We start from the raw sequence: 23,703 nt of genomic DNA, 5'->3' as shown, positions 1-23,703 counted from the left end.
GGTCGGCCGGGTACCGGTCTCACTCCCCGCCCGTCGGACTCCGCGCACCGTCCGGCGACTGTGGGTGGCCCCGGACGCCGACTCGCGGGGGATCGATTGACGTCCGGGGCACTGCACCCGCTCGGCTCCATGCAGCGGGTGTGGAAGTGCTCCTGACGCCTAAGAAGGGTTACCAACCCTGCGCCGGGAACACTGTGATCAGTGTACCGCACTCCGACAATGTGAAGTCGACAGTGTTGGCACGCGGCCGACTCTCGTAAACAATGTTGTGAGGGGCGGGCCTACCTTCCCCTGTATATGCCCCGACTTCGCCGGTAGGGAGTCATACCGGGTCCGGCAGGTCCATGAGCGCGAGTTCGTCCGGGTCGACCAGGGCGGTGATCTCGGTGATGCGGCCATCGGCGACGGTGAAGGCGAGGAGGGAGAGCGGGGTCCCGTCCTCGCTCCAGGAGATGACCCCGGGGTGGCCGTTGACGGTCGCCGCATGTCCTCGTGCCGCGCTGCCGGCCACTCGCGCGCGGGTGGCGACTTCGGTGGCTCCGAGCGTGACGAACGTGCCGTTCGGGGTGTGGACGGTGAACTTCACCTCGGGGTGGAGAACCTGCAGCAGCTGCTCGAACTGACCGTCGCGGGCCGCGGCCAGGAAGGCTTGGACCACCTCGCGTTGTTGCCGGCCGGCGCTTGTCGGCTGCTGGGCGGCTTGCACCTTCCTGCGGGCTCGGCTGGCGAGCATTTTGGTCGCGTCGGCGGATTTGCCGAGAATGGTGCCGATCTCGCCGAAGGGCACGGCGAACACGTCATGCAGCACGAATGCCAGCCGTTCGTCAGGGCGCAGCGAGTCGAGGACCGTGAGGAGCGCGAGGCCGACGGAGTCCCCGAGTGCTACAAAGTCCTCCGGGGCAGGAGGCTCGTCGAGCGTCACGGTGAATTCGGGTAGCTGGTCACCGAAGGAGACTTCTGGGCGCGTCCGGCGCGACCGTAGGACATCGAGGCTGATGCGTCCGACCACCGTGGTCAGCCAGCCGCCGAGGTTGTCGATGGTGTCGGTGTCCTGGCGGGAGAGACGCAGCCACGCCTCTTGGACCACGTCTTCCGCATCGGCATGTGATCCGAGCATGCGGTAGGCGACGGCGCGGAGCCGCTCCCGGTGGGACTCGAAGGCTTCGGCGATCGGGTCCGTGGGATGGGTGCCGGCCATGTTGTTACCTCCCTGGAAGCCTCTTCGTCATAGGGATGACGCGCACAGGCGCGGCAACGTAACCCGATGAAGGAGAGCACTCCCACATGGAGAACCGGCTCAAGAACAAGAACACGAACAACCCCGACGTGTGGACCGCTGTCCGGCACCTGCAGAAGGCGATCGCCGCCGGGGGCGTCGACCCGAAGCTCCTCGCGCTGGTCCACCTGCGCGCCAGCCAGATCAACGGCTGCTCGGCGTGCGTCTACGCCAGTGTCACCGGAGGGAAGAAGGCCGGTGACACCGACGAGCGCCTGCACAACGTAGCGGCGTGGCGTGAGGCGCCGTTCTACACCGATGCCGAGCGCGCGGCACTGGCGCTGGCCGAGGCCGCCACCCGGCTGCAGGACGGCGCGCCGGGTGTCACCGACGAGATCTGGGAAGAGGTCAACGGCCATTTCACCGAGGAACAGATCGGCGCTATCAACCTGGAGATCGCGCTGACCAACTTCTTCAACCGGATCAACCGCACCATCAGGGAACCGGCCGGCAAGACGTGGGGGTGAGCCCAGCGTGGCTCGTACCCACTGGGCTTCGTCGGCGAAATGATCTGCGCGTGGGGTCGCGTGGCCGGGCAGGCGTGAAGCACCTGGTAGGACTGGTCTGCCCAGACCAGATCCGCTCGAAGCAGGCCCGCTTTCGGCGTGGCGCGCGGCTCCCGGTGGCGACACGACGATCACCCAACCGCCCTGTCGCCGGCCCAACTCCCGCACCTCGCATGTCATCCCAGTCAGGAGGCAGCGGACCGCTCGTCACCCCGGGCGGTGCTCTCTGACCGACGCCGAGAACTCCACAGCCGGGCGAACCTTCCCTACCAGGGCACTAGCACCGGCCGGATGCCAGCAGCGCCAAGGCGGGAAGGTCGACCAGGCCGTCCTCCGCGACTCGCTCGGCCACCAACCGGTCGTAGGCGGACTTGATCCGGGCGAACGTCTTGGGCGGCTGCCCCGTGACAACCAGACCGATGTTGGCCACGCCACCGGCCGGCCCGGACCACCAGACCTCCGGGTCCGCCCGATGCGTCCAGGCAAGCTCACTGCTGACCACCTCGGCCCAGCCTGCCTGCTCCAGCAGCCCACGCAGCCCCTCGGCGGTTCGGGCGAAGTTCAGCGGCGGGGTCGGGTACTCCGGGCGCTCCACGCCGGCCTCGTCCAGCGCCAGGTTGAACAGGGACATCGCCTCGTTGCCGGTGCCGTGCCAGATCGTCACCGCGAGCCGGCCACCCGGACGGATCACCCGGCGCAGCTCGCTCAGCACCGCCCACGGATCCTCCACGTGATTGACCACGAAGTTGGCCACCACGGCGTCGAACGAGCCGTCCGAGAAGGGGAGCTCGGGAAGCACCGCATGCCGGACCTCCGCCCCGGGGGCGTTCGCGGCCGCCAGCGCCAACATGCCCGGCTCGGCGTCCACTGCCACGACCTCGGCGCCCCGGGACAGCGCCGCCGCCGCGACCGTGCCCGGCCCGGTCCCGACGTCCAGTACGCGCGTCCCGGCACCGACCCCGGCCGCATCCAGCAGCGCCTCGGCCGTCGCTCCGCACAGGGCTGCGAAGCTCCCCTCGTATGCCTCGGCCGCGCCCGTCCACATCCGCCGCTCGTGCGCGTCGAACTCGCCGGCCATAGTCCGCCCTCCCCTGATTCAGACCTTGCCGCCAGCCTAGCCGGGCGTCCGAAGCAAGATCTTCCTTCAGGAGACTTCTGGCCACGCCTCTGACCAGCAGGCTCGCCGACCGGGGCCCTTCGAGCCGCAGCCAGGTCACGGGTTTGCCGCGTCGCCGTCGTTCTCATCCGTGCTGTCGCGGCCGGCGGGATGCGGGAAGAGGAGTTCCTCGAGTGCGGTCGTGCCGAACAGGAGCGCCATCATCACGGCGGGCACGAGCAGGGCAAACAGGATCACAACACCTCCCGGAGGGCGGTCTGCGGCACCTGGTTGGGCCATCGCCAGGATGCACCCGAATGGCGTAGCCCGCAGGTCGGCCTGGCCCCGGAGGAGGCGCCCGACTCGATCCCCTCTGCCCGATCGGGCGCCTACGAGAGCCTTTTCCTTCGCGCCGACCTCCACCTCGGTCCGCGGTCGGCCCTCATCCTCGGCGTACTCGGTTGTCGCGGCCTGGACGTCGCAGGCCATGTCGCGCCAGGCGCGCCACGCGGTCGGCAATGGGCGCGCGGGACCGGACAGCATCGACAAGTCATAGATGATTTGGCCCGGTGTCACTGGTTGCGTCTGCAGAAGTGAATTAAGGGAATCGCATGACGAGTACGGGCAGGAACACCGACGTTGCGGCGCAGTTCTTAATCATCTGTCGAGGAGCGCCGCAATCAGCTGAGGCTCCGAATCCCAGGTTTTCACCACCCCTGAAAAAACCGCCTCTGGCCCCGCAGTTGTACCCGCCGACCAGGTGGCGGACCTCTTCTGTTTCGTGGCCGCTTTCAATGCCGCTCACCGAAACAGGCCGACATACGGCAACAGACGTAGGCTGAAGAGGGAAGCGGGGCAAAGCGTCTTCTAGTGGTACGAGGTAGCACGCCATGACTGTGACCGCAATCTTGGGTGCTCGGGTCTTCGACGGTGAAAAGTCTCTCGGCGTGTCCAATGTGCTGATCGAGGCCGAGCGCATCACCGCGGTGGGTCGCGAGGCGCCGAGCGGCGCTGAGCTCGTCGACGGCGGCGGGGCGACATTGCTGCCGGGTCTCATCGATGCCCATGTCCACACGGATCAGCAATCTCTCGCATTGGCGCTCCGGTTCGGTGTGACCACCGAACTGGAGATGGCGGGCGTCAATACCCGTGACAAGCAGGCTGACCTCACGTGCAACGACACACTCGCCGATGTGCGCTCAGCCGGGCTGCCCATCACACCGCCCGGCGGTCACCCCAGCGAGCTCTTCCCCGAGGACTTCGAGTGGCCACCGCCCCCAGGTGAGGGGGAGCCTGCGCCACTGCTGCCGTTCGCTACCACCCCTGAGGAGGCCGCCGCGCTCGTCCCAGAGTTGCTGGCGCGTGGCTCCGACTACATCAAATTCATGATCGACGACGGGAGCATCGAGGGGCATCGAGGCCTGCCCATGCTGGACCAGGCCACGCTGAACGCGGGCGTCGCCGAAGCGAGGAAGTACGGCGCCCTGACCGTCGCTCACGCCCTGACGATTGACACCGTTCGCATGGCGCTCGAAGCAGGCGTCGACGGGTTGGTCCATATTTTCATGGACCAACCGCACACCGACGAGATCATCGCCCGGATCAAGGACGCCGGCGTTTTCGTCGTACCGTGCACCACGGTCAACGCCTCGATGATGGGCGTCACCGGTGCCGCCCTGGCCGATGACCCTCGAGTCGCCTCACGCCTCGAGGAGGACTGGGACCGCACCCTGCGTTCCAGTTTCAATCGCTACCCCCAGGGCGATCTCCAGAGCGTCCTCAACACCGTGAAAGCACTGCACGACGTCGGCGTCGATGTGATGTGCGGTACCGATTCGGCCCTACCGGTCACTTTCCTCGGCGGCCTTGCTCACGGCGCCAGCTTGCACCAGGAGCTGCAGTACCTGGTGCAGGCAGGGCTCACCCCCTCTCAGGCGCTGCGTGCGGCCACCGCTACCACCGCCCGCTGCTTCAAGCTGCCCGACCGTGGCCGCATCGCCGAGGGCTTGCGCGCCGACCTCCTGCTGGTCGAGGGTGACCCCACCACCACCATCGCCGACACCCTCCGCACCCGTGCGGTCTGGCGCCGCGGCACCCGGCTCGCCACAGCCTGACCGCAACCCGGAACCAACGTGGATGGCCGGAGCTGAGCCGTGCCCGCCACCCTGCTCGCCCCGTGAGCCGGGCCGCCCCTCGGCCTGGGCCGTCAGTACGTGACGGGTGATCCTCGGCGTTGTCCGAACTGGTCAGCCGGATCGACCGAGCCTCGGTGGTGTCGCGGTCCGGCGTGACGGGAGGGAACATGGCATGAGGGACTACCGGAGACGACGGCAGCGACGCATCCGATCGTGGACGCATATGAGCACTGGGAAGGACGCCGAGGCGTCGGCAGCAACGGGCTGGGCCGAGACGGGGGTGCGGACCGCGGCCGACGGGGTCCGCGTCACGGACACGGTCACTGAACGGTTCGTTTCCTGCTGCGGCACGAGGCTCAGCGGGCGGCACAGGCTATGACCGGAGCAGGCTCCTACGATGCGGTCGTCGTCGGCGGCGGCCACAACGGGCTCGTCGCGGCCTTGTACCTGGCTCGGGCGGGGTGGTCGGTGGCCGTGCTGGAGCGCAACCCCGTGGTGGGTGGCGCCATCGCGGCGGTGAGGTCACGGTCCCTGGTTTCGTGCACGACCTGTACTCCACCAACCAGAACCTCTTCCTCGCATCCGATGCGTACGCCGGCTTCGCTTCCGGCCTGTCCCGCCACGGGCTGCGCTTCCGCACCACCGACCGCCCCTATCCCAACGCCTTCCCGCACGGACTGAGCGTGCGTGTCTATTCCGACTACGAACGCACCCTCGGGCAGCTGGCGGCACACAACGCCGGAGATGCCGAAGGGTTCGCCGCCCTGTATCAGCAGTACAAGCAATTCGCACCGTACCTGTTCGGCCTTTACGGAAGTGCCGTGCCCTCGAGTGCGGCCGTCCGACAGGTGCTGAGCCTGCTGCGCCACCGTGGCCTGCGGGGCGCGGCAGAACTCACCCACACGCCCTTGATGAGTACGCGGAAGCTGGGTGAGACCTGGTTCGCGACCGGAGAGGCGCGGACCATGGCGGCTTGCTGGGGCATGCACATGGACTTCGGTCCAGACGTGTCCGGCGGCGCGATGTTCCCGCGGTCGATCCGACTCGGACCCCGGCAGGCCGCCATGTCGCATGAAGCGGTACCCCTGACCCAGTACTCCAGTTGCAGTTCTCAGTCGCCGCCACGGAGAAGCCGGCTTTTGAACACACTCAGCTGACGCCTCGTCATGTGGCCGGAGATCGCGACCAGCGGCTCCTGTCGGGTCGGCCAAGAGGTACCGCACTTCACAGCGGGGTTGGTCCAGACGACGGCCGTGGTGCTGCGCCGCGGAGGTTCCGCCGATGAGTTTCCGGCGGTGGTGCGGTCTACCTGTCGACGAAGGGAGCGCACCATGCGCAAGATCATTGTTTGCACGTTCCTGACGCTGGACGGTGTCATGCAGGCGCCGGGTGGTCCGGAAGAGGACGCCGAGAGCGGCTTCGAGCACGGCGGCTGGCAGAAGCCGGTGGACGACGAGGAGGTCGGCACGGCCATCGCCGGCTGGTACGAGTCCTCCGACGCGATGCTGCTCGGCCGCAAGACGTACGACATCTTCGCGTCGTACTGGCCGACCGCCGATCCCGACAACCCGTTCACCGAGCGCATGAACAGCATGCACAAGTACGTGGCGTCGCGGACCCTGACATCCGTCGAGTGGCAGAACTCCACGCTGCTGGAGGGCGACGTCGTCGACGCCGTACGGGAGCTGAAGACGACCGACGGCGGCAACATCAACGTAGTGGGCAGTGGGGACCTCGCCCAGACCCTCATGCGACACGGCCTCGTCGACGAGTACCGGCTGACCATCCATCCGGTGATCATCGGCACCGGCAAGCGGCTGTTCGCCGACGGAGCGATCCCCACTGCGCTGGAGCCGGTCAGCGTCTCGACGACGAAGGGCGGCACCATCGTCGGCGTCTACCGGCCGAACGGCAAGCCCAGCTACGACAGCTACTGAGCGGCTTCGTCCGGATCACCGGGCAGACCACAGGAAGATGCCCGCCACCCTCGCGGAAGGCGGGCGCGTCACCGGCCTGCCCGGCGGTGAGGTGAATTTGTGGTCAGCCCAACGCGGGACCGGCCGATGGCTTGGTCTGCCAGAAGCCCTCCGGCCGGGGCCCTGCGCCGATGGCTCCGCTCGCGGAACACCACGCCGCGCATCGCCCGCAAGGGCACCGAGTCCTCACAGCGGCTGGGCCGTCAACGCCGGACAGTGCACGCCGAGGTAATTCGATGGCGCCCGGGAACGAGTGTGCCCACCCTGGTCCCTGTGGCAGAACCCAAGTACCAGATTCGAGCCCTGCACACGGACTCCACGGTCACCGTCTACCAGGCGTACGCCCCGGAGATCGGCCTGCCGGCAGCCCGGGAGGGCCGATTCCCGGCTGTGTGGCAACGGGACCGGATGACATGGATCAAGCCGTCGTTCCTGTGGATGATGTACCGCTGCGGGTGGGGCACCAAGGAAGGTCAGGAGACCGTCCTCGCCGTGGAGATCTCCCGTAAGGGCTTCGAGTGGGCACTGAAACACGCCTGCCTGTCCCACTACGAACACGGGCTCCACACAGACCGTGCCACGTGGAAGCACCAATTGAAGCGGGCTCCGGCCCGGGTGCAATGGGACCCCGAACGCGACCTGCACCTTCAGCCGCTTGCCCACCGGTCGCTCCAGCTCGGCCTCGCCGCCGAAGCCGCACGCCTCTACGCCGATGAGTGGACCGTCTCCATCACCGACATGACGTCGCTCGCCCACACCGTCCACGCCCATGTACGAGACGGAGACTTGGACGCCGCACGGCAACTGCTGCCCCGTGAACGTCCCTATCTCCTGGACGACGGGTTCCTGGCTCACCTACGCCAATGAGCCGATCCGCCAATTGAGATGATCTCTTATGATCATCAGCAAGGCGGGGTCGTAGCACAGAGGTAGTGCGCCGCGACATCATCTCGGAGGACGTCGGTTCGAATCCGACCGCCCCGCCCCTCTCAGGACGACGCCTGCTGACCGCATACGCAGTTGGTGACAAGTCCCGTGCCGACTTGGTGACTCTCCCGATGGCACGGTTTTCGATCACGCGGAAGTGGCGAGCTGTCCGCGCACCCATTCCGGATCGGGGTTGGTGTGTGGCCGGCCCGCCACGACGACGGTCGGCACGGTCTCGTTGCCGTCGTTGGCTGCCCTCACCGCTGCAGCTCCTGCCGGGTCACGCCAGATGTTGACCCAATGCAACTGGCGGGCGCTGCGGCCCAGCCGGATGCGCAGTCGCATACAGTACTTGCAGCCCGGACGCCAGAAGACGACTGGACGACCGTCGACCACGCTGCGGCGTTGTGCCTCCCGCGCACCGATCGACCTCGGGAAGATCAGGGGCGAGTTCACACCTGCGAGCGCCAGGAACGCCAGCAGGAGTGCTGCGGCTGTGCCGGGGTTCCCTTTGAGGATCAGCCCAGCCGCGACGACCGAGCCGCAGAGCACAAGCAGCGTCGGAAGGATCCAAGCGCGCATCATGGTGACGCAGGCTATCCGATGAGTCGGGAACCTCCTCGAACCAGGCCGCTCACCTGGATGTTCGCCGGACGCTGAGGCGGCCTTCGCCTGTTCTTGCGCTCGGTCGGGGCGAGGTGGAAGCGGCTCGAGGCGGTTGCAGTTCCTCCGGCCAGATCGACCGTATTGGTCCATTCGGCGGCGCTCCGTCATCCTCGTTGCCCGATAAGACAAGTGCCGACGGTGACGTACAGGCGGAGCGAGGTGCTGACCGCCCGCAGATGCGGCTGCGGCCACCACCCGTTGCGGTGTCGGCTGGATCGGATGCCGCCCAGCCGGGACAGCGTCATGTGCGGGATCGCTTAGCCTCCGACGATCTCCTGTTCAGGCAAGTAACTCTGGCGACCAACCTTGGAAACCATCGTCAGCCGCTACCTCAGTCCCTCAACTATGAGGAATTCGAGCATCGTTTCGCACGTGACGCAGCTCACACATGCCACAGGGAAGGCGACATGCAAGTTTCTTGTTCGAACAAGCAACGACCTCGCAGAGTCACTGCGTGGCCGTATGGACACGGTCCCTTCCGCACGAAGAGAGATGATGATGTCGAAGGCATTCGAGCCCTACGAGCTGGGTGGCAAGCGCCTGGCCAACCGTCTGGTGATGGCGCCGATGACCCGTAGCCGCGCCTACGGGCCCGGTCAGAGCCCCATGCCGTTGATGGCGGACTACTATGCGCAGCGCGCCTCGGCCGGGCTGATCGTGACCGAGGGTGTCCAGCCCTCCAGGGTCGGCCAGGGCTACCCCGACACCCCCGGCATCCACACCGCCGGGCAGGTCGCCGCCTGGCGTCACGTGACCGAAGCCGTGCATGCCCGGGGCGGCGTGATCTACCTGCAGATCATGCACACCGGACGGGTCGGACACCCCGTGCTGACGGGCCTGCAGCCCGTCGGCCCCTCCGCCGTCACGGCCGCCGGACAGGTGTACACCCACGAAGGCCTCCAGGACTTCGTCACCCCGCACGAACTGACCGACGCGGAGATCCACGCCACCATCGCCGACTACGCCAAGGCCGCCCGAGGCGCCATCGAGGCCGGCTTCGACGGCGTCGAGCTCCACGGCGCCAACGGGTACCTCATCCACCAGTTCCTCGCCCCGAACAGCAACCAGCGCACCGACGAATGGGGCGGCAGCCCGGACAAGCGCATCCGCTTCGCCGTGGAGACCACCAAGGCCGTCGCCGCAGCCATCGGCGCGGACAAGGTCGGCTTCCGCCTCTCCCCCGGCAACCCCTACAACGACATCGACGAGTCCGACACCGCCGACACCGAGGCCACCTACACCGCCCTGGTCGAGGCCCTCGCCCCGCTGAACCTCGCCTACCTTCACCAGCTCGAGGCCCCCGGCGTACGCGACTTGACGCTCCGGCTGCGCAAGGCATGGCCCACGACCTTCATCCTCAACCCCTTCACCGGCCAGGAACCCACCGGACCGGCCGAGCTGGAACTCGTCGAGAACGGCACCACCGACCTGCTCGCCTACGGCGCCCTCTTCCTCGCCAACCCCGACCTGCCCGCCCGCCTGGCCCAGGGCGGCCCGTTCAACACACCCGACCCCGCCACCTTTTACGGCGGCGACGAGAAGGGCTTCACGGACTACCCCACGCTGGAGGAAGCCCGCGCCTGACAGTTAGGCGCGGACCCGAGCGCACCACACATGCCGCACCTGAGCAGCGCATACCCTTGCCCTCAGGACGCGGACGCAGATCGTGCGCGCGGCAGTCGGCCCCGCCGCCGGCGGCCGCGCGCAGGCTCCGCAAGGACGGCCGCACGGGAGAAAGCAGAAGGAAGCACCATGGACTCCGAGGCCATGCGCCAGGTCCCCGAAACCGGGGAACTCCCCGAGACCGGGGAACTCCCCGAGGCCGCACGCCGCGGACCGATCAGCCATGCGATCTTCCGGGTGGCCCGCCTGCACCGCACGCTCGCCGGCCAGCTGCTGCGCGAGGTCGGTCTGCACCCGGCCCAGGAACTGGTCATGATGCAGCTGTGGGACCACGGCCGGATGCGCCAGACCGACCTCGCCCGGCACGTCGGCGCCGACGCCCCCACCATGACCCGCACCATCCAGCGCCTGGAGAAGGCCGGCTTCGTACGCCGCGTGCGCTCCACCAGCGACAAGCGCTCCGTCCTGGTCGAACCCACCGCCGCCAGCCACGCCCTGCGCCAACAGGTCGAAGACCTCTGGGGCCGCCTCGAGGACTACGCTGCCGGTGACCTCACCGACACCCAACGCGACGAGACCCTCGCCGTCCTCGAACGCCTCGAGGCCAGCCTCGCCGCCCACACCAACGGCGCCGAAGCACCCCCGCACCCTGGCGCGCCGGACGCCTGACCGGGCGGATCCGCGGGCGATCAGACGCATCGTCAGGGGCAGCGGCGTCCTGCGGCACTCAGCCGGCTTCGGATTGAGCAGCTCGAGCGTGGAGCGTGAGGTGAGGTGAGGTGAGGTGTACAGCGCAGCTTTCGGCGTAGCCGGAGGTACCCGGTGTTCTGCCGCCGGTGACCCATGCCTCGCTCATGATCGTTGCTCAGGACTCGTCGGAGAGGAAGTGCTCGGCGAGTGGGGTGCCGGCGAACCTCTCGTGCATCAGACGGGAGAAGAGCAGCAGCGAGCTGCGCGGTCGGTGGAGCACCGCGAGGCTCTGGGCCTGTCCCTCGGCGTTGCGGGTGACCGTAACGACAACCTTCACAGGCTCGCCCTGGACCGAAGACTCATAGATCTCCAGGAAGCCGTTGTCACCGAAGTCGCCGGTGAAGCTGAAGTCCTGGAACTCATACAGCTCGCGGGCCTTGACCACGATGGCGCGCACCGCCTCCGCCCCCTGCGCCGTGCCGTTCATTGCCCCGCCTTCCAGGGTGGCGTCGTCGGCCAGGTCGTCCAGCCACCAGGGGTAGTAGCTCAGGCCCTGGCGATCAGCGTCGCCGCGCTCCGTGTCTGCCATGGTGTGCCTCCTTCGACAGTCCGGCCGCGGGCCGGACGGTGGGTTGGTCTGACTCGGCTGCGAACACTCACAGCCGACGGACAGGAGCGTTTGCTCCTATTGATGCGGGACTCGAACGTGCGCCGAGTGGTGCCGTTGCGCCGGTCGGCGCCACGCCGGCAGGTGCGTCTGCCGGCACGGTCTGCCCGAGGGTGGTCAGCGCTGAAGGTAGACGGTGAAGTGCCGCTCGGTCTCACCCGCGGGAACGGTGCGAATGAAACCCCGAGCGGTGCGGTAGTCACCCGTCCCACCCGTGATCCCGACGTCTACTGACGCCGGGGCGGGCAGGTGCAGCAGCGATTGCGCGGCGAACTGTCCCTCGGGGAGCGCGAAGGTGCCCAGGCACTGGAGAGCGGCCGGACTGACCCGGGTGAAGGTGCAGACCGTGCTGTGATCCCCCACCTTCTTGCCGTCACGGTAGAGATCCTCGTGCACAACCCGTTGGTCACCCACGCTGACTCCCGGCTCGCCCAGATCGACTTCTCCGGCCGAGGTCTGCTTGCCGACCAGCTCGATCGTCTGCACACCGTGCTTCGCCGCGGGCACGTCGGCCGACGCCGACGGCGCCAGCGCCGCGGTCCCGGCAAGAACCACCGCTGCTCCCGCGGCTGCGCTCAGGTATCGCGCCTTGCTTGTCTTGATGATTTTCAGCATCTGACTAATCCGTTCATTGATCTTCATCTGATGGGACTGAGTACATGCGGCTGTCTGTCCTGCCGCGCCGACCGATCAGTCGGGCCAAAGGGGCCGATGTGGAAGCAGGCCGCTTTTCTGCAACTAGGGGCCGCCGGCAAACCCTGGGGTTCCTTCAATGGTGCGCAGATCGGAGCGCCATGTTCCTACGAGCGGCCCACGTGGTAACGGCTCGTGATCGCAACGCGGTTGAAGGCGCTCATCAGCGTTGTCAGCCAGGCGACGGCAGAGACCTGATCTGCGGAGAGCACGGCTGCCGCCGCGTTGTAGTCCGCGTCGCTCACATGCCCTTCCGATACTCGTGCGATCGCCTCGGTCAGGCGCAGGGCGGCACGGTCGGCCTCTGAGAAGTAGCCGGTTTCCTGCCATGCGGGCAGCACTGCGATCCGGTCCGGGTTCTCACCCTTCTTGAGCGCGTCGTGGGTGTGCATTCTGAGACAGAACGCACAGCCATTTATCTGGGACGTGCGGATCTTCAAGAGCTCGACCAGGAGCGGGTCAAGACCTGCCGCGGCGGTCGCCTCTTCCACCGCCGACGACAAGGCGAGAAGTGCTGCGTAATTCGCCGGGTGTTGCTTTCCCAAGTTGACGCGTTGCTTCTGAGACTCTGTTTTGGTCATGGTTTTCTCCTCTTCTTGTGGCCGGACGGCCCACAGCGGTTGCCTCGGCCTCACCCCCTTCTGTGCCCTTGTTACGAGCGGCGGTCATGCGCAATCGGGGGCACGACGGTTCGGCGGGGTGCTCCGCAGGTGCCGCGGGGAGGACACGCAAGCGGACTCGAGAAGCCGCCAACACATTAGGAGCATATGCTCCTAATTTCGAAGGTACCAGAGCCTGCCGCTTGTCCCCTGTTGTTGTGACAGGCGGCACAAGACCGCGCCGACCCGATGATCACCGTCGTTCGATCGAATGTCACTGGGGCCCAGGGAGTGCCTCCAACCTTCATCTGCGACCCCTTGCTTCCGCAGCCGCCGCCGGCAACCTGACCGTCACGGACGCGAAGCACTTCCGGCCACGGCCGAGATGAGCGCTTTACCGCACGCCAATTACGAGCATATACTCCTAAACGTTGCCAGGCAGCCGCTCAGCGCACCAGGCACCTCTGTCCGCGTGCCCCGCTTCATCCCTGGCGGCACCTGCTGCGTGCAGCGCGCGGACCGTCGCGACCGAGGGTGGACCCGCTCCGCCGACTGCGCCCCTCCCATGAACGGTGGCGCACAGGGTGCGAGATTCACCGATACCCAGAAAGAACCACCTCCACATGCATCTGAAGCTCGAACTCATCGTCCTGCCCGTCTCCGACATCGATCGGGCCAAGGCCTTCTACGAGGCACTGGGATTCCGTCTGGACCTCGACAAGGCCGTCAGTGACGACTGGCGCGCGGTACACCTCACCCCGCCCGGCTCCGAGGCCTCGATCATCTTCGGCACGGGGCTCACCTCCGCCGCGCCTGGCTCGGTCCAGGGCCTGTACCTCGTCGTCGCCGACATCGAGGAGGCCCGCGCGGAACTCACCGGCCGTGGCATCGAGGTGAGCGAGGTCTTCCACGACACCGGAGGCCTCTTCCACCACGGCCACCACGCAGGAGAGGTCACCCATCACGTCGAAGGCCAGCATCGGGTGGACGGACCGCATCCCGAGCGCGCCTCCTACGGCTCCTACGCCACGTTCAGCGACCCGGACGGCAACGGCTGGGTGCTCCAGGAGGTCACGCAGCGGGCCCCCGGCCGCTGACCCTCGCCAGTCGCCCAGGGGGCTGATCGCCATCGCCCGCCGGCATGACGATCAGCCCCCTGGCTGCCCGCGGGAGCCGTCCGCTCCCGTTGCACAACCACACGGACCCAACTCGCCGACCGAGATGCGACGTTGGCTACCGCCTGTCCGCCCGGCAGGTGTGGACCGCTGCCGCGGAAAGCCCGTCGCAGGGCAGACACGGCCGAGACGCGCGCACGGCCCGGCAGGCCCTGAAGGTGCCCTCAGCGACCCCACTGAGTTACCGGGGCAGTCATGAACGAAGCAGCGGGGAACGAGGATCCCGCACCTACGACGTGACCGTCATCGGAGCCGGACCGGTCGGCGAGAACGTCGCCGAACGCGCACGCGCCGCCGGGCTCGACGCCGCGATCGGCGAACGCGAACTGTTCGGCGGCCACTGCTCGTTCCAGGCGTACGACCCGAGCACGGCACTGCTGCGGCCGGTGCCGGCACTGGCCGACGCACGCCGTGTGCCCGGGCTGCGCCACGCGGTGGCCTGGCAGCTGGACATCGACGCGGTCCTCGCGCACCGCGACAGGACGGCCTCGTACTGGAAGGGCGAGGACCAGGCCGACCGGCTGCATTCAATCCCGGTCGATCTCCTACGCGGCCACGGGCCGCTTGACGACCCCGACGGGTGGCGGTGCGGGCACCGGCGGGCGACACCGTCCAATTGACCGCGCGGCACACCGCCACCGCCTGGCGGGCCCGCGGCTCCCAAGTGACCACCTGGTCCGCGGGAACGGACTGCTCGAGAAGCCGGAGCGGAGCCGTTCCCCGGCGAGCTGGTCGTCGAGGAGATGCGAAGCAGGCGTCGACATCCGGTTCGGAGCCCCGGTGACGTCTGGAGACCGTTGGTCTCACTCCCGGCAGCCGGCCGGCCGTGGACGACACCTGCCGGGTCAACGATGTCGCAGGCGGCCGGCTCCACGCCGTCGGCGATCTCACCCAAAGGTCGTCCCGCGAGCGGCTAGTGCCGCATCAGACAACGTTCGCCCTGTCGGCATCCCTGCCCGGGCCAGGGTGGAGTCCTTCGTGATACGTTCCTGCCGCCGTGCACTGCTGCGAACTGAGGAGGTGAGACCGATCAACGCTTTGACAGGTCGGGCCTCCCTCCCTCGCATGGCCTAGGGAGCGCCCGCAGAGGCATCCCGAAAGGCATGAACCGCTATGCGCTTCATATCTGAGACGTCGTCCGACGGCGTCCGCGAACAGCTCTTCACCCTCGGCGACATTCCTGGCGTGTTGTGGACGCCAGAAGGTGCCGTCGCCACTCGTCCGCTCGTCTTGATGGGACACGGTGGCGGTCAGCACAAGAAGGCCCCTGACGTCCTGGCTCGTGCACGCCGCTTCGTGACCGAATGCGGTTTCGCGGTCGTGGCGGTCGACGTTCCCGCCCATGGCGACCGGCCGAAGGTTGCGGAGTATGACCGGATCGCGACTGAGAACCAGGCTCGCGTGGAAGCCGGTGAAGAGTTGGCCCCGCTGATCGCCGAGTTCCAGGCGCTCGTGGCCCGCCAGACCGTGCCGGAATGGCGGGCGGTCCTGGACGCGGTTCAGCAACTCCAGCACGTAGGCGCCGGCCCGGTGGGTTACTGGGGGGTTTCGCTGGGATGCGGACTCGGTGTTCCGTTCGTCGCTGCCGAACCGCGGGTCCGCGCGGCGGTACTGGGCTTGGGCGGGGTGCTGGCGTCGGCCGAGGCCGCGGCGCGGATCACCGTCCCAGTGGAGTTCTTGGTGCAGTGGGACGATGAGCGGGTGCCGCGGGTTCAGAGCTTGACGCTGTTCGACGCCTTGGCCTCGGCCGAGAAAACGTTGCACGCCAACCCCGGCAAGCACGGGGAGATCCCAGCATTCGAGCTGGAGAGCACGCTGAGGTTCTTCGCCCGGCACCTCGGCTGATACCGCCGCCTGCAGTCCGCGACGCGCCGATCGGGAAGCGGATCCCGATCGGCGCGTTCACTGAAACTGGTCGGCGTGGCCGACAGAGTTCAGGTTCGACACATCGACGATGACGAGGGACAACGCCTGCTGCGGATCATCCGCAGAGGCACCGGGTCAGTGGTGACATGACGGCGGGCCCAGATGGTCCTACTGTCCGCGCAGGGCATGCCGGTGGCGAAGATCGCCGAGGTGTCGTTCACCAGCGCAGACCGGGTGAGGGATGTGATCCACAACTTCAACATTCAACACGGACGGCTTCGACTCGCTGTACCCGAAGTACAAGGGCGGCCGGCCGAAGACCTTCACGCTGCCCGAGCGGCGCGAGATCAAGAAGATCGCGAAGTCGAAGCCGACCGAGCACGACCTGCCGTTCTCCACCTGGAGCCTGACCAAGCTGGCGGACTTCCTGGTTGCCGAGGGGGTGGTCGACGACATCAGCCACGAGGGCCTGCGCATCCTGCTCCGCGAGGAAGGCGTCTCCTTTCAACGGCGGGGGCAAGCACAAGGACCCCGACCGGGAACCGCGCCGCAGGCGGCGGGCCACCTACAACCGCTACGGCGGTGTGCGCCACCTCTTCGCAGCCCTGGACCTGGCCCGGGACAAGCTCTACGGCCACATCAAGCCGATCAAGAAGCGCACCCAGTTCCTGGAGTTCTGCCGCTACGTGCGTACTCTCTACCCGGCCCAGGTCCGCATCGCGATCGTCTGTGACAACTTCTCCCCGCACCTGACCACGAGGAAGTGCCAGCGCGTCGGCGACTGGGCCACCACGAACAACGTCGAGATCGCCTACACGCCGACGAACAGCTCCTGGCTCAACCGCATCGAAGCCCAGTTCACCGCCCTGCGCTACTTCACCCTCGACGGCACCGACCACATCACCCACAAGGAGCAGGGCAGCATGATCCGCCGCTACATCATCTGGCGAAACCGCCACGCCGACGACCAACGCCTACAGGAGGTCGTCGACAGGGCGAACGTTGCCTGACGCAGCACTAGACAACCGGGGAGGACCCTGTCAGCCCAGGTAGAGGTCCCTGCGTGCCGTCACGAACTCTTCGATCGTCTGGGCGGGGGCACCGGTCAGGCGCTCGACATCGCCGGAGATCCGGTCGTAGCGGTTCTGCTGGTGGAGGCGGCACATGGTGACGATGTGCTGCTCGATGTGCGGGGGCAGCCCGATCGTGGACAGCACATCTTCGCGCCACTGGTCGAGCGGCACGTCCACGTACGAGATCGGCCGCCCCAGTGCCTTGGAGAAGGCGCCGGCCAGCTCCGTCATGTCGACCGTTCGTGGCCCGGTCAACTCGTAGACGTGCCCGATGTGGGGAGCGGGGTCGCGCAGCACGGTCGCGACCACTCTGGCGACGTCGTCCACGGCGATCGGCGAGGTGCGCCCGGCTCCGAACGGCAGCACGATCGTGTTGTTCCTGCGGATCGTCTGCGCCGGAAGCGTGGTGAACAACGGATTGTCCAGGAATGACGTCGGCCGGATGTGGACGACCGGCAGGCCGGACCAGTTCAGCACCTGTTCCGCCAGCCAGTGCAGCCGCTGCTGGTGCGACTCCCCGACGCTGGTGGCGGTCATCTGCGAAACCGTCATCTGCGACATGTCGATGAGGGCGTCCAGCTTCCCGTACTCCCGGGCCACGCTCGCCACGACGGTCGCCGCGAGGAGGTGGTCGGGCGACACGGGCATGGCGAAGTACATGCTCCGGCTGCCCTGCAGGGCGGCCGCGACGGTTTCGGGTCGCGTGAGGTCACCGAGGACGACCTCCGCACCGAGTGCCCGCAGTTGTGCCGCACGGTCGTCGTCGCGACGGACCATGACGCGCACCGGCACGTTCTGCGAGCGCAGCTTCTCAAGGACATTGCGGCCCACGCCGCCCGGGGCGGTGACGAGGACGGGGTGACTGGCGGCCATCGATCGGTCTCCTTCTTGGTAAGCGGCAGCGGGTGCGGTTCTGGGATACGCGTCAGGCGGCGGGTGTCGTGCGCCGCCGCAGTGATCGGCCGCGCAGGCCGAGCAGCAGTGCGGCACCGACGGCCCACAGTGCCAGGGTGCCGACGGGGCGCGCCGCGTGCGCGCCGTCGAAGTAGCTCAAGTCGGTGATGACACGGACAGCGGCACCAGGGGGCAGCAGTGCCGAGACGGCTCGGGCCGCGGACGGCAGCAGGTCGGCGCCGATGGTGGCACCGCTGGTGGCGTTGCCGACGGTGAGCAGCAGGAGGGTGGCGACCGGAATTCCGACGGGGCCGAAGTGGGTGCCGAGCAGCTTGGTGGTGAAGGCGGCCGCGGCCGCCAGCAGGGTCAGAGCGAGGATCAGCGGGGCGACCGGAGCCGGAACCGCTCCCAGAACGGGACCGCCGATCACCGCGGCGACCGCGCCGATGGCCAGGGAGGCGCCGCTCAGCAGCACGAACCGATGGCGCAGGCGCAGGAGGCCGCTGAGACCGAGGGCGTTCGAGCCGAGCACGAAACCGGCCAGGGTCACGCCGAAGGCCATGTAGAAGCCGGCCAGTCCTCGGGCGTCGAACCGGGCCAGGGGGATGACGTCCTTCGTGGCCACGTGCATGCCCGCACCGTGCGCATATGCGCGGACGAGGGTCTTCACCGCCGATGTGGTGGATGTGCCGTTGGCTCCCGCGAGCTCGAGGCTCAGCCGGCCGGGCCCGTCACTGCTGAGCGCGGCCACGACGTCGCGGTGCTCCAACGCCCGATGCGCGGCGTCGACGTCGGCGGCGGCGTGAACCTCGACACTGCCGCCGAGGGCCTGGCGTATCTCGCCGGGCAGATCGGGAGCGGTGACGGCGATGGGGATGTGGTGGGGCTGGGGGTTGCGCTGCAGGCCGACGTAGCAGGTGATGAAGGCCGCCACGACGATCAGGGCGATGAGAGTCGGTTGCAGCCAGGCTTTCACCGGTGTCCGGCGGTGGACGGCGAGGTGGGGTTTTTGGACGGACTCGGCCGCTGCATGTGTGGGGGCGGATCCGACGGAGGTGTCCATGAGAAGACTTTCTGAGGGTGGAAAGTGAATCGCGCGGGGACCGTGCCGGGAGCACGCGCACACCTGCGCCGCATTACGAGCGTATGCTCCTAATTCCAGGGCGGCAAGAACAGGACATCGCCTCCCGGTCGGCGACGGCCGGACCCCATGGACCTTACGAGCAGATACTCCTATTATGGAGCCCACCCACGGAGGAGCCCATGACCACCACGCCGCCGAACCCCGCCGATCAGTGCAACAACCTGGCATTGCGCAAAGCGGCCAGGTACCTCGGCGCAACCTACGACAAGACCCTGGCCTCGGTCGGGCTTCGCGCGACGCAGTTCAGCATCCTGCAGCAGCTCAGCGCGCACGGAGACATGACGATCACCAGCCTCGCCGACACGATCGCCATGGACCGCACGACAATGGCCTCGAACCTCAAGCCGCTGGCGCGGGAGGGACTGGTGACCGTCGAACCGTCGCCGACCGATCGCCGTGCACGGATCGCCGCGATCACACCGGACGGCCTCGCCCGCTTGAAGGAGGCGCTGCCGCTGTGGAGGGACGTACAGGCTCGGTTCGAGGAGAACTTCGGCGCCGAGGACGCCGCCCGTCTGCGTGAATCCCTCGCAGCCGTCCTCGACACCGGCTTCACCCCCTGGGCGGAGTAGACGGCTCAGCCTTTCCTGATCATCCAGCCTTCGGCCCCGCCCCCCGGCGTCACCCACCGCAACGGCGGCCCACCGTGGCCTTCAGCCGCGCAATGTTGCCTCGCCTATCGAAATTCGATAGGTTTCCATCGCAAGTCGATGGAAGGATGGGTTCATGGGAAAGCTGGCAGTGCGTGCGCTGCGCGCCGTGCTCGTGGTGGTGCTGGCCGGCACCGTGTTCGTACAGGCATCGATGGTGTGGGCGTTTGCCACCCACCAGGAGGAGGGGTCGCTCCCGCTGACCCCGCTGCGCGTGATCACCATCCTGGGCATGGCATCGGCCCAGGTCACCGTGGTCTGCGTATGGCGGCTGGTGACGATGGTCCGACGCGGAACCGTGTTCTCCCACGCCGCCTTCCGATACGTGGACGGCGTGATCGGCGCGATCGTGGCGGCCGCCCTCTTGTGGTTCGCGGTCACAGCCATCAACGCGCCGGGCCAGCGGGACGATCCGGGCGTCACCGTCATCATGGCCGGGGTCGGCGTGGCCATCCTGGGGGTCGCGCTCATCGTGCTCGTGCTGCGGATGCTGCTCGCCCAGGCCGTCGCACGCGACGTCGAAGCGGCGCAGATGCAGGCCGAGTTGGACGAGGTGATCTGATGCCCATCGTCGTCGACATCGACGTGATGCTGGCCCGGCGCAAGATGTCCGTGGGCGAGCTCGCGGAGCGCGTAGGGATCACGCCCGCCAACCTGGCGGTACTCAAGAACGGCCGCGCCAAGGCGGTGCGCTTCACAACGCTCGCCGCGCTCTGCGAGGTACTCAAGTGCCAGCCGGGCGACCTGCTGCGCTGGGAGGCCGAGGACGCCGCGAGCGGATGACGTGCCCCAGAGCATGCGTGACAACTCCCGGCGTGGACGGGTGCCGCCGGAGTACGGCAGAAGCGGATCGCACAGTTGATCACCGGTCGTTAGACTCCTGCTATGGACGATGACCGTTGGTCCAGGTGGCCGGAGCCCTGGGCAGGCACCGACAGCGACATACGTACGGTCATGAGCGCGATCGCGCGAGAGGTCAAGGACGGGTTCAAGTACGACGAGATCCCTTGGCAGCGGTTTCCGCATTTCTATGGCCCTGGCGAGGAGATTCCCGGACTCCTTGCAACGCTCACCTACGACGACGCTGAAGCCGCCGACGCGGCTCTGCGACAGCTGTGGAACTACCTTCACCATCAGGGCAGTACGACCGCGGTGGGAGCACTGGCGGTGCCCTTCCTGCTCCGGATCACGGCTATCGGATCCCCCGGGCTCCGCGCGGAAACCCTGCATCTGGTCGCCGAGATCGGACGATGTCAGCACCTTGGGGACGGATCACGTGAAGGCCTGCTCGCGGTATCCGAGGATCCATCGATGATGGAGGGCGCCACGGAATGCCCGGTGGACTGGACGATTCAGGCCGCTCGCGATGCCGTCACAGGCGACCTGCACCTCCTGCTCCCTCTTCTCCCCGACCCCGACCCCGATGTCCGTTCCGCGACCGCCTTCGTCCTCGCGGCGGTGACCAGCGAGATTCCACGCGTGTCCTCAGCCCTGCACCGCAGGCTGGCGGTGGAAGACGATCCGGTGGTCCAGGTGAGCCTGATCCTCGCGATCGCTCAACTCGCCCGCGAGCACCGGGATGAACACGCGTACGCGTGGGCCCGGAACCTGTGGTCAGATGCCGGCCGCCCACCCGAGATCCGCATCGGCGCCGGCCTCGCCTGGCTGTGCCTGGTCGCCGACCCCGTCCCTGACGAGCTCCGCACCCTCCTGACCGACCCAAGTACCGATCAACTCAGCGACCTGCTTCAGCGGGTGCCATGGCTCCCACCGGTCGACTCCAACAGCGGACTGCGCCGCTGCATCCACGAAATGCTCACGCCGCACATCCCCTGGACCAGGCGGTTTCATCTGGATCACGGGGGTGATGGCGATCCATCCCCGATGTCGGTCTGGGGCGATGAGCCCTTGGAACAGCCCCACCGAGGACGACCTGCGGCAACCGCTCAATGAGTGGGATCCGCCGGACGGCACCGGCCCTGCGCTTCTCGGCCACCACTCGCCCGTACCTGACCGTCGTAGGACCGTGCCAGACCGCGAACAGCGACGGCACTTGCGGCATGGGCAGGGGCTTCATCGGTGCGGACACCTCGACCGGTTCGCCACAGCGCGCGAGGCCGTGGCGCCGGCCGTCCGCCAACTGCGGTCCGGCCTGGCCCGATCACGCTCGACGGATGACCCAGCCCAGTGCCACAGCCGTGCCGCCGGCCGCCCCTACGAGGCCCCACATTGCCGCTGGGAGGGGACGGAGGTGGCCCGGATGACGGGGTCGCGGCGACCGCGGGCGCCGATGCGGAGGCAGCGCCCATCCGTGCCGGAATCGCGCCGGTCCCGGCGTCGGCGGACCGTGTCCGAACTGCGAGCGCAAGGCCGGTACGGTCCCGGACTCCGCGACGTCCTCCCCTCCTTCGTCGGCGTCGGCCTGCTCCTGCTCGGCACCGTCCTGCTGCTGAACCGGCTCAGCCGCACGTTCGGGGTCACCGGCCTGGTGATCGGCCTCAACCTGCTGGCCATGGCCACCGTGGTGACCCTGCGCGTGCGCCGGGCGTTCGTCCGCCGACGCGGTGGGCATTACACCGCCGAGGAGCTCGCGCGGCTCGATGACCGCGGGCTGGCCGAAGCCACCGCGCGCATACTTGAGCGCGACGGCTGGCAGGTGGCGGATCTGAGCCTGCGGAAGGGGCGTCTGCGCCTGTATGCCAGGGACCGCCACGGCCGCGAACTCGACGTCACCTTCAGACCCGTCGCGATCGACGACGCCGCGACCGACGACGAAGAGCCGCCCTGGCCCGCGACCGTAGGGGAGACGGACCGGCCCGGCGTCGACCGGCCCGGCCGGGTCATCGTCCGCCTCGGCGGCTTCAGCCGCTCTGAGGTGCTCTGGGCCTCCCGGCACAGGGACGTCCACCTCGTCGACGGCCGCCGATTGCGGCGCTGGGCGGCGGGCACGTCCCTGGACAGGCTGAGGCCGCGCCGCTGACGACATGGGCGGAGCTTCCCGCACACCGTGCCACATCCGACAGGCAGGTGCGCTTAGAGGCTGAACGCCGGTGAGAGCGTCACCCGAGTGCACAAGAGTCGATCGGCGGAGCGGCGGCGGCCCGCTGCCGCACTCCGCCACCATCGCGACATGGCCCTCGAGGCCGGTGCGCGCAGGCGCGGACCGGCCCCGAGGGACACCGACCCCTACCGTCGGCCGCACTCGGGCGACCGGGCCGGGGACGTCATGAGCGGCGCCGGCTTTCAGGCGGCGCGCAGCGGGGCGAGGGCCTTGGCCCACGCCACGACCTGGTCCAGCGTGGTGACGAGCGTGTCACGCTGGACGTCGGCCGGCTTGAAGGTGGTGAAGTTCTCGAAGTCGGTGAACAGGGAGAGGGCCACCTGGGAGCGGACGTCCGCCATCTGCATCTCGCCCGCGATGCCGCGCAAGTGCTCCACGGCACGGGCGCCGCCGACCGAGCCGTAGCCGACGAAGCCCACAGCCTTGTTGTTCCACTCGGCGTAGATGAAGTCGATGGCGTTCTTCAGTGCCCCTGGCACGGAACGGTTGTACTCGCCGGTGACGATGACGAAGCCGTCGAGTGAGGCGATCTTCTCCGCCCAGGCCCGGGTATGCGGCTGGCTGTAGTTGCCCATGGTCGCCGGGTAGGCCTCGTCCAGCACAGGCAGCTTGTAGTCCAGCAGATCGACGATCTCGAATTCCGCGTCCGTGCGCTGGGCTGCGACCTCGTACACCCAGCGCGCGACGGCTTCGGCGTTGCGGCCGGGCCTGGTGCTGCCGACGATGATACCGATCTTGGTCATGGGGCACGCCCTTTCTGGTCTGCGGCGGCCCGAACGTCAGCTCTGCCCGCCGAAAAAATTACTTGCAGAGGCAAGTAAATGGAAATTTAGTTGACTCGTCAAGCAGATCGCTTGTGATGCAGCCGACGAGAGGCTCCAAGCGGCAGGCTTTCCGGCCCCGGCTGCTGGCGCCTTCAGGACAACGCTGTCCAACTCCGCGCCCGGGCGTGGCGGTGCAACTGCCGTCGCGGGAACGTCCAGCCC

25 protein-coding genes and 2 pseudogenes are annotated in these 23,703 nt (G+C 68.0%); 17 read left to right on the top strand and 10 right to left on the bottom strand.

Annotation, left to right across the window (positions count from 1 at the left end; all coding sequences use genetic code 11):
* Positions 1-322: 322 nt before the first annotated feature.
* The gene (locus tag IE318_RS31010; protein ID WP_189905661.1) at positions 323-1,198 is read right to left on the bottom strand and encodes a sigma-70 family RNA polymerase sigma factor; all 876 of its coding nucleotides are present in this window, start codon (positions 1,196-1,198) and stop codon (positions 323-325) included.
* 86 nt (positions 1,199-1,284) lie between these two features.
* Between IE318_RS31010 and IE318_RS31005 the strand changes: the two genes are divergently transcribed.
* Entirely contained in the window at positions 1,285-1,743 is a 459-nt protein-coding gene (locus tag IE318_RS31005; RefSeq protein WP_189905659.1) for a carboxymuconolactone decarboxylase family protein, read from the top strand.
* A 316-nt stretch (positions 1,744-2,059) separates the two neighbouring features.
* Here the strand turns inward: IE318_RS31005 and IE318_RS31000 are convergent, their stop codons facing one another.
* Both IE318_RS31000 and IE318_RS30995 read right to left on the bottom strand, forming a co-directional pair.
* Positions 2,060-2,860 carry a class I SAM-dependent methyltransferase gene (locus IE318_RS31000; RefSeq protein ID WP_189905657.1) on the bottom strand — a complete coding sequence of 267 codons (801 nt, stop codon included), beginning with the start codon at positions 2,858-2,860 and terminating at the stop codon, positions 2,060-2,062.
* Between the two features lie 135 nt (positions 2,861-2,995).
* On the bottom strand, positions 2,996-3,427 hold the full coding sequence (locus IE318_RS30995) for a hypothetical protein (RefSeq protein ID WP_189905739.1): 432 nt from the start codon (positions 3,425-3,427) through the stop codon (positions 2,996-2,998).
* 341 nt (positions 3,428-3,768) lie between these two features.
* Here IE318_RS30995 and IE318_RS30990 point away from each other — a divergent pair, with 341 nt between their 5' ends.
* The 5 genes and pseudogenes from IE318_RS30990 (at position 3,769) to IE318_RS30970 (ending at position 7,856) form a co-directional block, all read left to right on the top strand.
* Positions 3,769-4,992 carry an amidohydrolase family protein gene (locus IE318_RS30990; protein ID WP_189905655.1) on the top strand — a complete coding sequence of 408 codons (1,224 nt, stop codon included), beginning with the start codon at positions 3,769-3,771 and terminating at the stop codon, positions 4,990-4,992.
* Between the two features lie 396 nt (positions 4,993-5,388).
* A pseudogene (locus IE318_RS46645) lies at positions 5,389-5,535 on the top strand (FAD-dependent oxidoreductase); the annotation flags it as partial.
* 17 nt (positions 5,536-5,552) lie between these two features.
* Positions 5,553-6,170 (top strand): hypothetical protein, encoded by a 618-nt coding sequence (locus tag IE318_RS30980; protein ID WP_189905737.1) that lies wholly within the window; start codon positions 5,553-5,555, stop codon positions 6,168-6,170.
* 174 nt (positions 6,171-6,344) lie between these two features.
* On the top strand, positions 6,345-6,950 hold the full coding sequence (locus IE318_RS30975) for a dihydrofolate reductase family protein (RefSeq protein ID WP_189905653.1): 606 nt from the start codon (positions 6,345-6,347) through the stop codon (positions 6,948-6,950).
* Positions 6,951-7,262: 312 nt separating this feature from the next.
* Positions 7,263-7,856, top strand: coding sequence for a DUF4291 domain-containing protein (locus IE318_RS30970; RefSeq protein ID WP_189905651.1), 594 nt, complete (start codon positions 7,263-7,265; stop codon positions 7,854-7,856).
* A gap of 207 nt (positions 7,857-8,063) precedes the next feature.
* Here the strand turns inward: IE318_RS30970 and IE318_RS30965 are convergent, their stop codons facing one another.
* Positions 8,064-8,501 (bottom strand): glutaredoxin domain-containing protein, encoded by a 438-nt coding sequence (locus IE318_RS30965; protein ID WP_189905649.1) that lies wholly within the window; start codon positions 8,499-8,501, stop codon positions 8,064-8,066.
* 579 nt (positions 8,502-9,080) lie between these two features.
* On the opposite strand from IE318_RS30965, the gene IE318_RS30960 reads away from it, so the two are divergent.
* Together IE318_RS30960 and IE318_RS30955 are read left to right on the top strand one after the other, a co-directional pair.
* Positions 9,081-10,166 (top strand): alkene reductase, encoded by a 1,086-nt coding sequence (locus tag IE318_RS30960; RefSeq protein WP_189905647.1) that lies wholly within the window; start codon positions 9,081-9,083, stop codon positions 10,164-10,166.
* Between the two features lie 168 nt (positions 10,167-10,334).
* Positions 10,335-10,874, top strand: a complete 540-nt coding sequence (locus IE318_RS30955) for a MarR family winged helix-turn-helix transcriptional regulator (RefSeq protein ID WP_189905645.1) — start codon at positions 10,335-10,337, stop codon at positions 10,872-10,874.
* A gap of 196 nt (positions 10,875-11,070) precedes the next feature.
* Here IE318_RS30955 and IE318_RS30950 read toward each other — a convergent pair whose 3' ends face one another.
* The 3 genes from IE318_RS30950 to IE318_RS30940 form a co-directional block, all read right to left on the bottom strand.
* Entirely contained in the window at positions 11,071-11,484 is a 414-nt protein-coding gene (locus IE318_RS30950; RefSeq protein ID WP_189905643.1) for a hypothetical protein, read from the bottom strand.
* A 195-nt stretch (positions 11,485-11,679) separates the two neighbouring features.
* On the bottom strand, positions 11,680-12,204 hold the full coding sequence (locus IE318_RS30945; RefSeq protein ID WP_189905641.1) for an allene oxide cyclase barrel-like domain-containing protein: 525 nt from the start codon (positions 12,202-12,204) through the stop codon (positions 11,680-11,682).
* A 158-nt stretch (positions 12,205-12,362) separates the two neighbouring features.
* Entirely contained in the window at positions 12,363-12,836 is a 474-nt protein-coding gene (locus IE318_RS30940) for a carboxymuconolactone decarboxylase family protein (RefSeq protein ID WP_189905640.1), read from the bottom strand.
* Positions 12,837-13,477: 641 nt separating this feature from the next.
* On the opposite strand from IE318_RS30940, the gene IE318_RS30935 reads away from it, so the two are divergent.
* From IE318_RS30935 to IE318_RS46375, 4 genes and pseudogenes are all read left to right on the top strand, one after another.
* Positions 13,478-13,951 carry a VOC family protein gene (locus IE318_RS30935; RefSeq protein WP_189905638.1) on the top strand — a complete coding sequence of 158 codons (474 nt, stop codon included), beginning with the start codon at positions 13,478-13,480 and terminating at the stop codon, positions 13,949-13,951.
* A gap of 314 nt (positions 13,952-14,265) precedes the next feature.
* Positions 14,266-14,649 (top strand): hypothetical protein, encoded by a 384-nt coding sequence (locus IE318_RS46640; RefSeq protein ID WP_189905636.1) that lies wholly within the window; start codon positions 14,266-14,268, stop codon positions 14,647-14,649.
* A 493-nt stretch (positions 14,650-15,142) separates the two neighbouring features.
* Positions 15,143-15,874 carry a dienelactone hydrolase family protein gene (locus IE318_RS30925; RefSeq protein WP_189905634.1) on the top strand — a complete coding sequence of 244 codons (732 nt, stop codon included), beginning with the start codon at positions 15,143-15,145 and terminating at the stop codon, positions 15,872-15,874.
* Between the two features lie 75 nt (positions 15,875-15,949).
* A pseudogene (locus IE318_RS46375) lies at positions 15,950-16,905 on the top strand (helix-turn-helix domain-containing protein).
* 30 nt (positions 16,906-16,935) lie between these two features.
* On the opposite strand, the gene IE318_RS30915 reads toward IE318_RS46375, so the two are convergent.
* Positions 16,936-17,841 carry an NmrA family NAD(P)-binding protein gene (locus IE318_RS30915; protein WP_189905632.1) on the bottom strand — a complete coding sequence of 302 codons (906 nt, stop codon included), beginning with the start codon at positions 17,839-17,841 and terminating at the stop codon, positions 16,936-16,938.
* A gap of 52 nt (positions 17,842-17,893) precedes the next feature.
* Positions 17,894-18,925, bottom strand: a complete 1,032-nt coding sequence (locus tag IE318_RS30910; RefSeq protein ID WP_189905630.1) for a hypothetical protein — start codon at positions 18,923-18,925, stop codon at positions 17,894-17,896.
* Between the two features lie 200 nt (positions 18,926-19,125).
* Between IE318_RS30910 and IE318_RS30905 the strand changes: the two genes are divergently transcribed.
* The 5 genes from IE318_RS30905 to IE318_RS30885 all read left to right on the top strand — a co-directional run bounded on the left by IE318_RS30905 (position 19,126) and on the right by IE318_RS30885 (position 22,636).
* Positions 19,126-19,578, top strand: coding sequence for a MarR family winged helix-turn-helix transcriptional regulator (locus tag IE318_RS30905; protein ID WP_030177154.1), 453 nt, complete (start codon positions 19,126-19,128; stop codon positions 19,576-19,578).
* A 154-nt stretch (positions 19,579-19,732) separates the two neighbouring features.
* A complete protein-coding gene (locus IE318_RS30900) occupies positions 19,733-20,218 on the top strand; it encodes a DUF2975 domain-containing protein (RefSeq protein WP_189905628.1) in 486 nt (161 codons plus the stop codon).
* Entirely contained in the window at positions 20,218-20,439 is a 222-nt protein-coding gene (locus IE318_RS30895) for a helix-turn-helix domain-containing protein (protein WP_030177158.1), read from the top strand. Before IE318_RS30900 ends, IE318_RS30895 begins: the two co-directional genes overlap by 1 nt.
* Before the next feature lie 171 nt (positions 20,440-20,610).
* Positions 20,611-21,609, top strand: coding sequence for a hypothetical protein (locus tag IE318_RS45370; protein ID WP_229903844.1), 999 nt, complete (start codon positions 20,611-20,613; stop codon positions 21,607-21,609).
* A gap of 394 nt (positions 21,610-22,003) precedes the next feature.
* Positions 22,004-22,636 (top strand): hypothetical protein, encoded by a 633-nt coding sequence (locus IE318_RS30885; protein WP_229903843.1) that lies wholly within the window; start codon positions 22,004-22,006, stop codon positions 22,634-22,636.
* A gap of 263 nt (positions 22,637-22,899) precedes the next feature.
* Here the strand turns inward: IE318_RS30885 and IE318_RS30880 are convergent, their stop codons facing one another.
* On the bottom strand, positions 22,900-23,460 hold the full coding sequence (locus tag IE318_RS30880; RefSeq protein WP_189905624.1) for an NADPH-dependent FMN reductase: 561 nt from the start codon (positions 23,458-23,460) through the stop codon (positions 22,900-22,902).
* Positions 23,461-23,703: the final 243 nt, after the last annotated feature.

This window comes from Streptomyces spiralis, from assembly GCF_014654675.1.
Taxonomy (GTDB): Bacteria; Actinomycetota; Actinomycetes; order Streptomycetales; family Streptomycetaceae; genus Streptomyces; species Streptomyces spiralis.
The sequence above is the reverse complement of the archived record's forward strand: the minus strand, read 5'-3'. Positions and strand labels throughout refer to the sequence as shown.

Bases quoted from the DNA above. Each gene is read 5' to 3' on its own strand.
- IE318_RS30915 (WP_189905632.1), bottom strand. From the start codon at position 17,841: ATGGCCGCCAGTCACCCCGTCCTCGTCACCGCCCCGGGCGGCGTGGGC.
- IE318_RS30955 (WP_189905645.1), top strand. From the start codon at position 10,335: ATGGACTCCGAGGCCATGCGCCAGGTCCCCGAAACCGGGGAACTCCCC.
- IE318_RS30880 (WP_189905624.1), bottom strand. From the start codon at position 23,460: ATGACCAAGATCGGTATCATCGTCGGCAGCACCAGGCCCGGCCGCAAC.
- IE318_RS30950 (WP_189905643.1), bottom strand. From the start codon at position 11,484: ATGGCAGACACGGAGCGCGGCGACGCTGATCGCCAGGGCCTGAGCTAC.
- IE318_RS31005 (WP_189905659.1), top strand. From the start codon at position 1,285: ATGGAGAACCGGCTCAAGAACAAGAACACGAACAACCCCGACGTGTGG.
- IE318_RS30900 (WP_189905628.1), top strand. From the start codon at position 19,733: ATGGGAAAGCTGGCAGTGCGTGCGCTGCGCGCCGTGCTCGTGGTGGTG.
- IE318_RS30935 (WP_189905638.1), top strand. From the start codon at position 13,478: ATGCATCTGAAGCTCGAACTCATCGTCCTGCCCGTCTCCGACATCGAT.
- IE318_RS30940 (WP_189905640.1), bottom strand. From the start codon at position 12,836: ATGACCAAAACAGAGTCTCAGAAGCAACGCGTCAACTTGGGAAAGCAA.
- IE318_RS30965 (WP_189905649.1), bottom strand. From the start codon at position 8,501: ATGATGCGCGCTTGGATCCTTCCGACGCTGCTTGTGCTCTGCGGCTCG.
- IE318_RS30945 (WP_189905641.1), bottom strand. From the start codon at position 12,204: ATGAAGATCAATGAACGGATTAGTCAGATGCTGAAAATCATCAAGACA.
- IE318_RS30925 (WP_189905634.1), top strand. From the start codon at position 15,143: ATGCGCTTCATATCTGAGACGTCGTCCGACGGCGTCCGCGAACAGCTC.
- IE318_RS45370 (WP_229903844.1), top strand. From the start codon at position 20,611: ATGAGCGCGATCGCGCGAGAGGTCAAGGACGGGTTCAAGTACGACGAG.
- IE318_RS31000 (WP_189905657.1), bottom strand. From the start codon at position 2,860: ATGGCCGGCGAGTTCGACGCGCACGAGCGGCGGATGTGGACGGGCGCG.
- IE318_RS30895 (WP_030177158.1), top strand. From the start codon at position 20,218: ATGCCCATCGTCGTCGACATCGACGTGATGCTGGCCCGGCGCAAGATG.
- IE318_RS30960 (WP_189905647.1), top strand. From the start codon at position 9,081: ATGTCGAAGGCATTCGAGCCCTACGAGCTGGGTGGCAAGCGCCTGGCC.
- IE318_RS30910 (WP_189905630.1), bottom strand. From the start codon at position 18,925: ATGGACACCTCCGTCGGATCCGCCCCCACACATGCAGCGGCCGAGTCC.
- IE318_RS31010 (WP_189905661.1), bottom strand. From the start codon at position 1,198: ATGGCCGGCACCCATCCCACGGACCCGATCGCCGAAGCCTTCGAGTCC.
- IE318_RS30990 (WP_189905655.1), top strand. From the start codon at position 3,769: ATGACTGTGACCGCAATCTTGGGTGCTCGGGTCTTCGACGGTGAAAAG.
- IE318_RS30975 (WP_189905653.1), top strand. From the start codon at position 6,345: ATGCGCAAGATCATTGTTTGCACGTTCCTGACGCTGGACGGTGTCATG.
- IE318_RS30905 (WP_030177154.1), top strand. From the start codon at position 19,126: ATGACCACCACGCCGCCGAACCCCGCCGATCAGTGCAACAACCTGGCA.